Below are 14,282 nucleotides of genomic sequence, written 5' to 3' on the forward strand. Positions count from 1 at the left end.
ATAATTATTCAGCACAATTTTTATTAATAAATGATTGGCTGCTGATTAAGGGCAAGATGGAAATATAATAGTTAATAAGCATAAAACATTCAAATGTTAATGATTATTAATGTCATCTAGATTTTATTACGATAATATACCATAGGTTAATTTATTTACAATCATAAAAGGACTGGTATCAGCGAATGACTAATAGCTTTCTTGTAATGCTTGGCAGTGGTGACTCTTAAAATGTGTATAAACGTGATCGCCCAACCCGTTTTTGCAAGGTTTGATAGCTTACAAAAACGGGTTGGGCGAGCTAAAGTCGAACAGTAGAGTGTTAAGGAGCAGGCTGAATGTCTATTTTAAATTCCCATGAGGTTGCAGTCGTCGCTGAGCTATCAGGGTAATTGATTTTATCCAAACGCACACGGGCATAGCTATTACCTTCAGCGGATCTAATGAGCGCGCCTTGAGCGCTGTCAACCGCTTTGGCATTTAGTTGATGGGTCATGCCATTGTAGGTATACCAGCCAAAGTCTAGGTTCGGGAAATTACCCGTATAAGCAGGATTGAGATCCGAGCCTTTACTATCAATGACCCAGCTTCTGGCACTCATCGGTTTATCGTACACAGCGGTGTTGGTAAGGTCGGTTAAAGTCGCCGCACTACCATCGGTTATAAACTTGCTGACAATGGGCTCACCTTTATCATCATAATACCCTATTGGTGTTTTTGATAAGAAGCCACCAACTTTGCCTTTATGAGTGCCGATAGCAGAATCGCCACCATTTAAAATGACGCTATTACGCTTAAAACCAATCTGCCAAGTACTGTTTTTATCGGCGCTACTTTGTCCTGTGGTTAGATCAAAATAGACCCAGTTATCATTGTTTGAGGCATCGATAGTTTTCGTCTGTACCTTATTCGGTAGCGCCGTATCAATCCAGCGCAGAGTAGGGTAGCCCGAGGTTCCAGCATTATTATAGTAGTTGGTAATCTGCATGGCATAAATAGGCTGCTGGACGCTGCTGTCTGTCATGGCGCTGCTATTATCTGTGGTGACAAGATAGACACGATTGTTCGGGTAGAGCTGATGGTTGTCTTTTAAATTGTATTCAAACCAAGGCTCTGCATCAAAAATACCGCCACTACGGTCTTCATTATAGTGCATGGTAATATCACGACTGGTATCAGGATCTTGAGTTGCATTGCTATAACGACTCAGATCTGACCAATCGATTAAACCAAAAACGCCGCCTTTACCTGCGCCAGAATCACCGCTATTTGACCAAAGCTTGACCGAACGCGCTTGGTTATCAAACTTGATATCCCACTTATCCTCAGCACACGAGCTTTCAGCTTTGGCATCAAAGTCATAACAGGTCGCAGTATTGGGCGCTAGATTGGTGACTTGCCAAGTGGCCGTTTCGCTAAAGCTGGCACTGATCACAGGCGGGGTAGTGCCACCATTACCGTTACTGTCATTACTGGTGCCATCACCGCCGCCACCGCAGCCAGTCATGCTGAGTGCTAAAATACTGCCACTAAACAGTAATGCCAATTTGGTCGGCTTGGTTTGAATTGCTGGGGAAATGGGGTTCATATCAGCTTCCTTGATGGTTGTGGTTTCAGATAGAGGGTACAAAATAAGAGTAAAAATAGCGGTACAAATACACTTGCTTTAGAATGATTGTGAATCAAAGGCTTACCAATGGTAGCTGGCGCCAAGTAACCACTCGCGATTATCAATGGGACGGTAGTCACTGGTATCGGTGATATCACGCTGCACATCAAAGATATTATTAATTGCTGCATACAAGCTCAAGTTTGCAGTTGCGTCATAATTGAGCTTGCTATCGAGTGTCCACCAAGACGGTGAATACGCTTGCTCGCTGGTACTAATCAGCTGTTTGGATTCATAATTGAGGCGCGGGATCAGCTGTAATTTGTCATTAAGCTGATAATCTAGTGCCAGCATCGCTTTGTGATTGGGCTTATAGGTCAGCTCGGTATCTGTCACATTGTTATGCGTTTTTAAATAAGCATAGCTGGCTTGTAGTTTGGCGCGCTCGTCCACTTGCCAGTCAATGCCAATATCGCCGCCATAGGTTTTGGCACTATCGACGTTCATATATTTATAAATAGCGATATTTCCCTCAAAGCTTGCATTGTCTTCATCGGTCTGAATCAGATCATCTATCTCGTTATAAAAACCATTGACCGTCAAATTCACGGTGTCGCTCAGCTGACCTTGATAGCCGATCTGGTAACTGGTTGAGGTTTCAGGCTGCAATTCAGGATTGCCCATGACTTTATAACCCAAATTGCTATGATCGAAGACGTAGTAGCGTTCTTTTAGATTGGGCACGCGATAACCACCGCCAATACTGCTACGAAAGACATGGTCGCGCCCGCTTGCATCCAAATGGTTGTATTTGAGTGACACTTTTGGTGCAGTATGGCCACCAAAGTCTTCATCGTTTTGATAGCGAATACCGCTCAACACTTCCCAGTTATCGCCGATCAGCCAATCGTCTTGTAGATACAGCTCACCGACATCACGGCTGACGTCATCGCTGATAAGCTCGCTGACTTGGTTTTTCGTTTGGCTTAACTTGTCTTGCTGAACTTGACCGCCGACTTGGATAAGATGAAGGTGCTTATCGGATAGCAATAGCTCAGGTAAGTCGATCTGGGCTTGTGCCAACGTCGTACTAATCTCTGTATCACGGGCACTAGTGATAGCTTGCTGTGTTTTAGTATTGGATTCGCTTTGATATTCCTCATGCAGCGCTTGAGCGGACAATCGATAAGTCTTGCTGCGATCATCGACATGCGGCGCGATATCAGCGCGTGCCCCGATACTAAAGCGCTGTTTGCTGATGTGCTCATCTCTTTGCTGTGCCAAATAGCGCGGCGCGACATAGTAATTAAAGCGACTAATATCGTCTTCTTTATAGTGGCTGGCTTCTAGCCAATATTGAGAATTTTTGACCAGTCGGCTATCGTTGTGGTCATTGTTATTACCTGATGTGTTGTTACCGTCAGGGCGGTAGCTGAGGCGGGCACTGACTTGTGATTGCTCGCTGGCATCTTTTAATCTGGGCCATGCTTCATGGTCTAAGCTTAAGCCCTCATTATCCAGATACGAGCCTGATAGACGCGCGTGAAAGCGCTGGTTTTTATCCAACGCCCCTTCCACGCTGGCTTCTACATAGCGCTTATTGGCATCTAGCTTTTTACCAGATGGATTTTGCTGCCCATTGCTGGCAATCTCGGTGGTGATATGTCCTGTTGCCGCGCCAATGGGTTTGGTGATGATATTAATGACGCCGCCCATCGCCGCGCTACCAAACTGCGCTGATGCCGCTCCTTGCACCACCTCTATCTGTTCGATATCTATATTCATATATTGATTCAAATTTACTGTCGAGCCAGTGCTGGCTGTGATCGGTAAACCATCAATCAACACCAATACTTGATCACCCGTGAAGCCTTGCATGCTGACTTCGTAACCTGTCTTGCCGTGGACTTCACGTAAGTAGACATTGGGCAACAAGGCCAGCGCTTCTTTTAAAGTATGCGCATGGTTGTCATCGAGCTGCTGGCGACTGAGTACTTGCAGGGCAACTGGCGAATCACTTAAAGCGCGCTCAGAGCGAGTCGCCGTTACCACGATAGGGTCTAAACGTGTGCTCGGCATGGCTGCATCGTCGGGCATATCACCATTCGTCTCTGCGAAAATTGGCGCTGCTTGGACTGAAACTGACGTGAATGCAAACAATGCTAATGCCACACTTATGGCTAGTGGGCTACGACGCAGCGGTGAGGGATGGGTGTTTAGTCCCGTATGAGTCAACGATAAATCAAACGCTAAAATTGACATAAATAAAACAGCCATCGTAAAAAGAGAAAGTAAGAAAGTCGCGCTGCTTAAAGACCTTTTGCTACAAAAAGAGCGATCTAAATCGACCTTTTCATAGTATTAATTATTAAAGGTTTGGTTACTTGATTCACTAGATTAAGCAACAAAGCCTAGACATAGTATTTCAAACGATAATAATTATCAAGATGTAAATGATAATTATTATTATTTACAAAGTGAAAAAATGTTGCCATAATGATTTCGTCCGAAGCTTAGAGACAAAATTATAAATGATGAACTAGCAGCGATAATTGATAAAAGTCTGCTTGATAAATACACCCTTGCTGCATCATTGCAAGCATTGTACTACAGCAGGCATTGGTTTTATCAAATATTAATCATAGGCATCGTCGCTGCTATTTTCTGAAGATATTCATATCTCAATACTATATAGCCAAGATCATTGGCTTTTTTACTACTATTTATTTTATGGAGACCATCATGAGTCAACCGTTATCGTTAACCAAAAAAAATACTGAGCTGTGGCAACAGTACCAAGCATTAAAAGCAAAAATACCCATGCTATTTCCCACAGAAGGAGCGGCTGCGCTAGGTGTCAGCGAATTTGAGCTGATGTTGGCATCACCCTATAGCCAGTATATTGGTGATCAGTGCAAAACTGTATTAAAGCAATTTGAGAACTTTGGTGACATGGAAAGCATCGTCAGAAACGAGCTGGCCGTGCATGAAAAAACGGCGCCGTATCACAATCTTAAGCTTGGCGAAAAAATGGGCTTGGCACTCAATGTTGGTGGCTTAGATTTGCGATTCTTTATGTGGCAATGGCGGCATATGCTGGCGGTAACGGATACCAGCCGCGCTGATAAGCCATCTTATAGTATTCAGTTCTATAACGCTCAAGGTGCTGCTATCGACAAAGTGTATCTACGAGAGTTAAGCGCTGAAACTATCGCGCGTTGGCAAGCGATGATTCAGGAGCAGCAGCAAACGGTGAATAATGAGACGCTGACGTTAGAGGCACAAGAGCCACTTAATGACTGGCGTTACAAGGCATTAAGTGAAGAGGAGCGCGCGCAGCTACAGCAAGGCTGGCAGGCGATGACAGATGTGCATCAGTTTCATTCATTACTAAAAAATCTCGATATCGATCGTGCTAGTAGCTACCATCAAGCACCAGAGCATATGACGCAGCAGCTTGATATTGGCGCGGTCGAAGCGGTATTTGAGCAAGCGCGTGATGCGAAATGTCCGATTATGATATTTGTTGGTAATAGTGGACTGGTGCAGATTCAGACAGGAACGGTACAGACACTCAAGCGCATGGGCGATTGGTTCAATATTTTAGATAAAGACCATAATGACTTTACGCTGCATTTAAAAGACAAAGCATTGGCGCAAGTGTGGAGCGTTAAGCGCCCAACCAAAGACGGCATCGTGACTTGTATCGAAGGTTTTGATGGTCACGGCGTCAGTATCTTTAGCGTATTTGGTCAGCGAATTGAAGGCACGCCTGAGCTTGAAGCATGGCAGCAAATTGTCTCAAAGGTCATCGAAGCGTATCCGTATGCAGAAGCCTTAGCGCCAGTGGTTATGGCTGAAGAAGAGAGTGTGTAAACCCGTCATAAAAAATCAGCAAATTTTGCGATATTGACACTCACATAACGGATAAGTCATAGCTGTTGTGTGAGTTATTTGGGATGCTTAATACACGTTAATGGTTCTGTTAATAGTGTCATTTTTTACGTTAGCAAATTAGGAATGCTTATGTCTTCTGCATTATCAAAAACAGTAATCACTCACGCAGTGATAAATAAAAAATTGACCAGTCGGGCTATCAGTACTGCTGCCATTATTGGCGCATTTGCCGTGCCCTCACTTTCTGCCCAAGCTTATGATCGTATTGTCGCGATGAGTCCCGATGTTGCAGACGTCGTGGTGGCACTAGGAGCGACCAATAAGTTGGTTGGTAAAGATGCAACCAATCATAATCCAGCGTTAAAGAGCGTGCCAGCCGTGGGTATGCACCGTAATATCACCGCCGAGTCAGTGTTGGCGGTCAAGCCTGATTTAGTGCTCGGCAGTTATATGGTGCAGCCTGCGAGTATTTATCAGCGCTTAAATGGTCTAAAGGTTAAAGCAGTCAATGTCGCGCCCAAAGAAGAGGTAAGCACCTTTGCCAACAGTATTAAATCTATCGGCAGTTACGTTGATAGAAAATCTGAAGGGTCGCAGCTTGCGAAGCGTTGGAATACAGGGATGAGTCCAATGGCAAAGACGGGTAAGCGTTATTTATTAAGTTACGATGGTCGTATCGTTGCAGGCAAAGGCACGGTAGGGGATGAGTTGATTCGCCGAGCTGGTGGGATTAACGCTGCAAACGTATCGGGGTTAAAACCTATGTCCCGTGAAGGCTGGCTGGCCGCCAAGCCCGATGTCATTATTATTGCTGATCATAATCAGGAAGTGGTTGGTGGGGTCAGTAAATTTAGTAAGCGTCCAGAGGTTGCAGCAAGTGCCGCAGGCAAGAAGGGCGGCGTACATTTTTGGCCAGCAGATGACTTTCTGCGTTATGGCTTGCATTCGCCTGACGTCTTAAAAAAGCTGAACGCTGTAGCAAAATAGCCTAAGCAAAAATAATTTATCTCATATTCAACAAAATGACATCTCACATGGCAAATACGATTTCTGCTTCTATCCCTACACAAACTAGAAAACATAAACCTAGCATCTACTATATTACTGCCGCTGTCACATCTGTATTGCTAATTTGGTTGGCGCTTGGTATTGGCTTTGGCGAATGGTCAAGTCCCAATTATCTTGATAACACCATCTGGCAGCTGCGTTATCCGCGTGTGGTGACGGCATTACTGGTTGGTATGGCGTTGTCAGTTAGTGGTGCAGCATTACAGGCTTTATTTGAAAATCCTTTAGCTGACCCTAGCTTAATCGGTACATCAGGTGGCGCAGCGCTTGGTGTTGTTTTGGTTCTGGCATTGGGGTTTGGTGGTATTGGGATACCGCTTGCTGCGTTTACCGGAAGCGTATTGGTGTGCTTGTTTATTCTCGCTTGTCATCGGTTTTTGGGTGGTGGGCAGATGGGCTTGCTGATATTAGGATTTGTCATCAGTGCTTTTTGTGCTGCGGTGGTCAGCCTGATTTTATTCATGTCTGATGACATGGTGCTGCGTTCCGCGACCAATTGGCTGTCAGGCAGTATGGCGGAAGCGGGCTTTGTACCGCTGCGTTATTCGATTGTCTCTATGCTATTGGGGTTAGCAATTTTATTGCCATTAGGTCGTCAGCTAGATGGATTGATGCTTGGTGAGGCAGCCGCTAAATCCTTGGGTATCAAAGTGGGTGTGGTTCGTTGCTTGGTCGTGATTGCCTCGGCATTACTGACAGGGGCAGCGGTGTCTCTGGCAGGCGTCATTGGTTTTATTGGCATGATGGTGCCAAACCTGCTGGCTATTCTGTTTGGCGGCGGACGTATGCGTCTCATGATTTGGTCTGGCTGGCTTGGGGCGATATTATTACTCGTCATTGATGGCGCGGCGCGACATGTCGCTTATCCAGTGGATGTGCCTGTTGGCATCGTTTTAGCGTTGCTTGGCGGTCCATTCTTTATTTGGCTATTTGTGCGTAGTAGCCGCCGCTAATTGGAGAGAGTATCTATGTTCCATTCATTTTTTACGGCTATATCAAAGACATCATTAGCGAGTCGAGACAGTCGTATAAATAGTAGTGATATCAAGAGTAGTGATGCAGGCGAGTTATTGTCGATGCAAGATATTCATATCTCGCATGGTCATAAAACATTGTTAAAGATAGACAAACTAACCGTGCCAAGCCAAAAGCTGGTCGCCTTTATCGGACCAAATGGCGCGGGTAAAAGTACGTTGTTGCATACGGTTTTAGGTCAACACACAGGAACCGCGCTTAAAACGGATGGTCACATTACGATTTACGGTCAGCCGATCAACGAGGTCATGAATGATGGTCATATCGCTTGGGTTGGGCAACATGAGCGTTTTGAGCTGCCGTTAACGGTACTGGATTATGCGCTGTTAGGAGTCTCGCCAAATCTTGCATGGTATCAGCGCCCAAATAGCCATCATGTTGAGCGCGCGCAACGTTTATTACAAGACTTTGAGTTATCAAGTTTGGTCAATGCCCGCGTGCAAACCTTATCAGGCGGTGAAAAACAGCGCTTGGCTATCGTAAGGGCACTGATGCAAGACACTAAAATCATGATGTTTGATGAGCCGACCAATCATCTTGATATTCGCCATCAGCGTTTCTTACTTAATTACTTGCATAATTTGGTACGACAGCAGCGCAAAAGTATCTTGGTTGTGTTGCATGATTTGACCCATGCGCATCGCTATACTGATGAAGTGGTGCTATTAAGCGGTGGACAAATTGTTGCACAAGGAACGCCTAGTGAAGTGATGACACGCTCGCAATTAAGCGATGTTTATGATGTCGATATTAAGGTGCATCAAACTGAAGATGGCTTGGTGTTTATATGATTCTGAGCAGTTGAGCCATTATTCTGACTTTACGATAGGCATTTGATGATCAACTTGGCTTTTTAATTTGTATATATTGCACTGATTTATTCGGCAGTAAAAACCCCTTCATGCTATATAAATAATAGCATGAAGGGGTTTTTTTTACATCTTAAATATTGTAGTGAATCAAATATTTTTAATATAACCATGCAAAATATAACCATACCAACAGGATGATTTTCAGTTAATAAATAATTTTAAACCTAAAAAATTTTGCAGTAAACTCGCATAACGATCGGATTTAGTAGAAACTGTAAACCACTAGGTATTTGTTCTGAACGGGAGAAACTCATTGCGCGCTATTCCTTATAAACTGATTGTTAGCGCACTACTGCTCATCATTGTTGCGGGCTTTTTTGCCTTTCGCTGGTGGCAAGGACCACTATTACCAAGCTATAGAATATCTTCGATGCCTTTGGTGCAGACGGTCGTAGCGACTGGACGGGTCGTTGCCGTATCAAATACTGACATTGGTAGCGAGATATCAGGTGTTGTATTAGAGCGACGAGTAGCAGAAGGCGAACAAGTCGCAGCAGGAGATTTATTATTGGTACTAAGCTCCGATGACGTTGCAGCCCAAGTGCGGCAAGCAGAAGCCGAGTTGGCGGAATTGATTAGTAGCACTCGTCCACAGGCAGCAGTAGATTTGGCAAATGCCGAAGTAGCGTTGGCGCAAGCTGACCGTAATGTCGAGCGTAGGCGCGAATTGGCTGCTATCTCGGCCATCTCTGATGAGGAAATGGAGCAAGCGATTCAAGCCCAAGCCCAAGCACGCAATGACCTTGAAAATGCACGCCTGAGAGCGAATGCACTCTCCTCTGGTGGTGTTGAAGAAGATTTATTACGTGCTCGTATCGCCGCATTGCAGGCTCAGCTTAACAAAGCGCAAGTACGTAGCAAAGTATCAGGCACTATTCTGACCCGAAATGTAGAAATAGGCGATTTGGTACAGCCAGGTCAGAGCTTGTTTACTATTGCCCTCGATGGTAAGACTGAAATAAGAGTACCGCTTGATGAACGTAATTTATCTCGATTGGCTTTGCAGCAACCATCAGTCGCTATTGCCGATGCCTATCCAGATAAACCGTTCCCCGTACGTATTAGTTTCATTGCACCAAGTATAGATCCGCAACGCGGTACAGTAGAGGTGAGATTGTCCGTCGATCCTGTACCTGATTTTTTGCGTCAAGATATGACGGTATCAGTGAATATCGAAACGGATCAACGCGCAAAAGCCTTAGTCATTCCTAATGATGCACTAGCCAATGTTAAAGAAGACAGCGCCGAAGTATTATTATTGCGTGATGGTAAAATACAACGTCGAGTAGTGAAATTAGGGTTACGCGGGCTATCAGCATCAGAGGTGCTCTCAGGACTGAGCGCAGGTGATGAGATATTGGTTGATGCCACAGTCTCACTGGCTGATGGAAAAAGAGTGAGAACCGCGCTTCAAGCAGCACCTTTTATCGCTCCTGATGCTGACAAGATAACGACGGTAAGTGATAAGAGCCAAGCAGCGGAGACAGTCAATTGACGGCTTTTTTCGGTAGACTATGGATTGATGCCACTATTGCCATCAGTTTTTTACGCGAGGGACGAGTACAGTCGTTGATGATTACTCTGGGAGTGGCGATAGGTGTTGCCGTTATTATATTTATCACCGCACTCATCCAAGGATTACAGACCAACCTTATTGACAGCACCCTTGGCAGTCAGGCACATATTCGCTTAGTAGCGCCAGACGAAGTAAACCTAATAGCGCCGTCTGCTGATACGCTGCAACTGATACAAGAGGACAAGCGTCCACAGCGGCTACGTTCTATTAATAATTGGCAGCAAATCACTGACACGCTAGATCAACTGCCCTTGTTAACTGCCGTATCGCCAAACGTGTCTGGGCCTGGGTTTGTCCGGCGTGGCGAAGCATTAGAGTCGGTGATACTAGTAGGTACTGATTTAGAGCGCTATCAGAACATTATCCCACTTGATGAATACTTAATCAGTGGTGAGCTGCGAGTGGGCGCAGATAATGTATTGATTGGTAGTGAACTGGCTAAAGATTTGGGTGTAGAGGTCGGCAGCAAATTACGTTTGGATACGGGTCAAGACAGCAGTAGCAGCAATAATCTGAGTAACAGCCTTGGTAGCAACCTTAGTAACAACAGCGCTGTAGTCAATATCGCTGGTATATTTGAGCTCGGCGTACGAGAGCTTGATGCGCGCTACGTGTATCTAGACCTAAAACAAGCGCAGTCATTACTCAACCTACCGGGCGGTATCACAGTCATTGATTTGACGGTTGAAGATATCTTTGAGGCGGAGGAAATCGCTGCACAAGTGGGTCGTTTGACCTCACTGCAAGCAGAAAGCTGGATTCAAACCAACGCCCAACTGCTGAGTGGTCTCACGGCTCAAAGTTTATCTAGCAATATGATTGTCGTTTTTGTGGCGATTTCGGTGGCTTTTGGCATTGCCAGTGTGCTGTCGGTCAGTGTGGTTCAGCGTACGCGCGAGATTGGTATCTTACGAGCCATGGGTGCAACTCGTCAGCAAATCCTACGAATATTCTTAATTCAAGGGGCTATATTTGGCTTGTTAGGCTCTATTGTCGGTAGTGGTGTCAGCTATGTATTGGTCTGGTCTTTTAATACTTTTGGGCCCGACATATTTACAATTCCCATATCGATAAATCTGATCTTAGTGACTATGTCGTTAGCCACGCTAACTGGTGTTATAGCAGCCGCTATTCCAGCGCGGCGCGCAGCAGCACTTGATCCAGTGGTGGCTATTCGTTATGTCTAATCATGATTCTAGCGACACTTTTAACAGTGACTTTAACAATGTTTCTGTCAATCCTTTTAATAAGACGTCAACTCCTATGTCCAGTCAATCTCACGAAGTTCTGCGTTTAGAGGCACTAAAAAAGTCTTATAACATCGGTCAACCTAATGAGATTGAGGTGCTGCACGGTATTGACTTAACTATCAGCACTAACGACTTTGCCGCCCTGATTGGTCCTTCTGGTTCAGGTAAAAGCACTTTGCTAAATGTACTAGGGTTACTAGATCAGCCAACCAGCGGTGAGCTATATCTGTTGGGTCAAGCGACCAGTGCTATGAATGATGCTGGTCGCACCGCTTTGCGTGGCAGTAGTATTGGCTTTGTCTTTCAGTTTCATCATCTGATTCAAGCGTTTAGCGCATTAGACAATATCTTAATGCCGCTAACATTGACACAGGGTCGTCCAAATAAGCGTGCTATCCAAAAAGCGCGCGAGCTACTGGCAGCGGTTGGGTTAGAGCGCTTTGCTGACAGTAAGCCTAACGAGCTATCAGGTGGTCAGCAACAGCGTGTTGCGATTGCACGTGCCTTAATAACCGAACCGGCATTGCTATTGGCTGATGAACCTACAGGTAATCTGGATACCGTGACGGCTGGCGAAGTGTTTGAGCTGTTCCGAAAAGTCAATCAGGAACGTGATTGCGCGGTATTGCTGGTCACCCATGATCCACGCTTGTCAGCATCTTGCGATCGCACGATTAATTTGGTTGATGGTCGTATTGATAGTGATACGTTGAATAATTGAAAAATATTGTAGTGATAATAAAAGTCATATTGGCGGATTACTTATCTGCTTAACAAGGATTCCTATAAATCCCACCTTCAATACTGACATCAATAAAGGTAGCGGCTTCGATTGTATGAAATCTCATGTAAAACAACCGATAATCACAAACCCTTTTTTATAAAAATTTGGGGTAAAAGCTAAATATATCTATATTTCTAGGTCAATGTATTCGTGTCATCACCTTTAGAGCCATGCTCATTCAAAATGATTTTGTTATCTATTGTTAAATACCAGTAGATGCTATGTATAATGCAGCACTAGCATAGCTTTCACTCAGTATGGCTTTCACTCATATGCCTTTAATAAGAAGATTACATTATGTCAAACAAGCGTCCTTTATATATTCCCGTTGCAGGACCCGCTCTTTTAGAGACTCCTTTACTAAATAAAGGCAGTGCTTTTTCATCAGAAGAGCGTGATAGCTTTAATTTAACTGGTCTATTACCTCACAACATTGAGACAATTGAAGAGCAATCACTACGCGCTTATCATCAACTGCGCTCATTCACTAATGATATGGATAAGCATATTTACTTGCGTAACATCCAAGATACCAATGAAACCTTATTTCACCATCTAATTGAGCAGCACATTGAGGAAGTCATGCCGCTCATTTACACCCCAACTGTGGGTCAAGCATGTGAAAAATTCTCGCAAATTTATCGCCGTAAACGGGGTTTGTTTATCTCATATCCTGAGCGTCATAAAATCGATGACATGCTGCAAAATGCCACCAAGCAAAACGTGAAGGTAATCGTTGTCACTGACGGTGAACGTATATTAGGTTTAGGGGATCAAGGCATTGGTGGTATGGGTATTCCCATTGGTAAATTGGCTTTGTATACCGCTTGCGGCGGCATTAGCCCTGCTTATTGCTTACCAATTTTGTTGGATGTTGGTACCAATAATCAACAGCTACTTGACGATCCTATGTACATGGGCTGGAGAAACCCACGCATTTCTGGTGATGAGTATAATGAGTTTGTCGACTTGTTTATTCAAGCCGTTAAACGTCGCTGGCCAGAGGCATTATTACAATTTGAAGATTTTGCCCAAGAGAATGCGACACCATTATTGAATAAATATCGTGACCAATTATGCTGCTTCAATGATGACATTCAGGGTACTGCTGCGGTTTCAGTCGGTACCTTGATTGCCGCGTGCTTAAATAAAGGTCAGAAACTTAGCCAACAAAAAATAGCATTTTTAGGCGCAGGGTCTGCTGGTTGCGGTATTGCTGAACATATCATTCGCCAAATGCAGCGTGAAGGGTTAACGGAGGCGCAGGCTCGCAGCCAAGTATTTATGGTTGACCGCTATGGTCTGCTTACTGATAACATGACGGAGCTACAAAAATTCCAAGAACCGTTAGTACAAAAAGAATCCGCTATTGAAAGCTGGGATAAAAGTAAGAAACTCGGTTTAGCGCAAGTGGTTAAACAAGCAAAAATAACTGTATTGTTTGGTGTCAGTGGGCAAAAAGGTCTGTTCACCCAAGAGGTGATCGAATCCTTGTGTGTTAATACTGAGCATCCTATTGTATTACCACTTTCAAACCCCACGTCTCGTGTGGAAGCGACACCGCAAGAAGTGACTAATTGGAGCAAGGGTGAGGCAATTGTTGCAACAGGTAGCCCTTTCCCTCATACCACTTTTGAAGGTCAGTCTTTCGAGGTTTCTCAGTGTAATAACAGCTATATTTTCCCCGGGATTGGTCTGGGTGTTTTAGCAGCACGGGCCACGGGTATCAGCGATAATATGCTCATGGCGGCAAGCCAAGCCCTTGCAGATATATCAATGGAATACGAAAAAGCCCCTGGTGCCATCCTACCGCCTATTAAGGTGATCAGAGAGATCAGTGAAAAAATAGCGTATGCAGTGGCATTGCAAGCGGCTCAAGATAAGCTAGCACTACCTATCACAGCGGAGAATTTACAACGTCGATTAAAAGCGAATTTTTGGTTACCTGAATATCGTAATTATCGCCGTACTTCTTTCTAATGTTAGAAATTAGATATAATAAATTCTAATATTAAGCACATTATCTAAGTAAAATACTAAATGAAAAAAGGTTGCTAACGCTATATTACATATAGTGTTGGCAACCTTTTTTACTGCTATCCAATCTATTAGTTTAGCAAGTTTACTTTTACCGGTTTTTCAGCACAGCTCAATGATTGTTTTTTATTAAATTCTAGACAACAAAAAACCC

10 protein-coding genes are annotated in these 14,282 nt (G+C 44.3%); 8 read left to right on the plus strand and 2 right to left on the minus strand.

The annotated features are described in order from the left end of the window. Positions 1–322: 322 nt before the first annotated feature. Both B2575_RS05070 and B2575_RS05075 read right to left on the minus strand, forming a co-directional pair. Entirely contained in the window at positions 323–1,588 is a 1,266-nt protein-coding gene (locus B2575_RS05070) for an HmuY family protein (protein WP_296240434.1), read from the minus strand. A 102-nt stretch (positions 1,589–1,690) separates the two neighbouring features. Continuing rightward, positions 1,691–3,871, minus strand: coding sequence for a TonB-dependent receptor plug domain-containing protein (locus B2575_RS05075; RefSeq protein ID WP_296240435.1), 2,181 nt, complete (start codon positions 3,869–3,871; stop codon positions 1,691–1,693). A 480-nt stretch (positions 3,872–4,351) separates the two neighbouring features. Between B2575_RS05075 and B2575_RS05080 the strand changes: the two genes are divergently transcribed. The 8 genes from B2575_RS05080 to B2575_RS05115 all read left to right on the plus strand — a co-directional run bounded on the left by B2575_RS05080 (position 4,352) and on the right by B2575_RS05115 (position 14,071). Continuing rightward, entirely contained in the window at positions 4,352–5,485 is a 1,134-nt protein-coding gene (locus B2575_RS05080; protein ID WP_296240436.1) for a ChuX/HutX family heme-like substrate-binding protein, read from the plus strand. 150 nt (positions 5,486–5,635) lie between these two features. After that, on the plus strand, positions 5,636–6,493 hold the full coding sequence (locus B2575_RS05085) for a heme/hemin ABC transporter substrate-binding protein (RefSeq protein ID WP_296240437.1): 858 nt from the start codon (positions 5,636–5,638) through the stop codon (positions 6,491–6,493). A gap of 47 nt (positions 6,494–6,540) precedes the next feature. After that, entirely contained in the window at positions 6,541–7,527 is a 987-nt protein-coding gene (locus B2575_RS05090) for a FecCD family ABC transporter permease (protein ID WP_296240438.1), read from the plus strand. Positions 7,528–7,542: 15 nt separating this feature from the next. Then, on the plus strand, positions 7,543–8,400 hold the full coding sequence (locus tag B2575_RS05095; RefSeq protein ID WP_296240439.1) for an ABC transporter ATP-binding protein: 858 nt from the start codon (positions 7,543–7,545) through the stop codon (positions 8,398–8,400). Positions 8,401–8,734: 334 nt separating this feature from the next. Then, positions 8,735–9,976, plus strand: a complete 1,242-nt coding sequence (locus B2575_RS05100; RefSeq protein ID WP_296240440.1) for an efflux RND transporter periplasmic adaptor subunit — start codon at positions 8,735–8,737, stop codon at positions 9,974–9,976. Next, the gene (locus B2575_RS05105; protein ID WP_296240441.1) at positions 9,973–11,244 is read left to right on the plus strand and encodes an ABC transporter permease; all 1,272 of its coding nucleotides are present in this window, start codon (positions 9,973–9,975) and stop codon (positions 11,242–11,244) included. The genes B2575_RS05100 and B2575_RS05105 overlap by 4 nt, the downstream gene beginning before the upstream one ends. A gap of 76 nt (positions 11,245–11,320) precedes the next feature. Beyond that, complete coding sequence (locus B2575_RS05110; protein WP_296240442.1) at positions 11,321–12,028, plus strand: ABC transporter ATP-binding protein; 708 nt, start codon at positions 11,321–11,323, stop codon at positions 12,026–12,028. Between the two features lie 360 nt (positions 12,029–12,388). Further along, positions 12,389–14,071 (plus strand): NAD-dependent malic enzyme, encoded by a 1,683-nt coding sequence (locus B2575_RS05115; protein ID WP_296240443.1) that lies wholly within the window; start codon positions 12,389–12,391, stop codon positions 14,069–14,071. Positions 14,072–14,282 lie beyond the last annotated feature (211 nt).

This window comes from Psychrobacter sp. UBA6739 (assembly GCF_002453835.1).
In the GTDB taxonomy this organism is placed as follows: Bacteria; Pseudomonadota; Gammaproteobacteria; order Pseudomonadales; family Moraxellaceae; genus Psychrobacter; species Psychrobacter immobilis_A.

Bases quoted from the DNA above. Each gene is read 5' to 3' on its own strand.
- B2575_RS05070 (WP_296240434.1), bottom strand. From the start codon at position 1,588: ATGAACCCCATTTCCCCAGCAATTCAAACCAAGCCGACCAAATTGGCA.
- B2575_RS05075 (WP_296240435.1), bottom strand. From the start codon at position 3,871: ATGTCAATTTTAGCGTTTGATTTATCGTTGACTCATACGGGACTAAAC.
- B2575_RS05080 (WP_296240436.1), top strand. From the start codon at position 4,352: ATGAGTCAACCGTTATCGTTAACCAAAAAAAATACTGAGCTGTGGCAA.
- B2575_RS05085 (WP_296240437.1), top strand. From the start codon at position 5,636: ATGTCTTCTGCATTATCAAAAACAGTAATCACTCACGCAGTGATAAAT.
- B2575_RS05090 (WP_296240438.1), top strand. From the start codon at position 6,541: ATGGCAAATACGATTTCTGCTTCTATCCCTACACAAACTAGAAAACAT.
- B2575_RS05095 (WP_296240439.1), top strand. From the start codon at position 7,543: ATGTTCCATTCATTTTTTACGGCTATATCAAAGACATCATTAGCGAGT.
- B2575_RS05110 (WP_296240442.1), top strand. From the start codon at position 11,321: ATGTCCAGTCAATCTCACGAAGTTCTGCGTTTAGAGGCACTAAAAAAG.
- B2575_RS05115 (WP_296240443.1), top strand. From the start codon at position 12,389: ATGTCAAACAAGCGTCCTTTATATATTCCCGTTGCAGGACCCGCTCTT.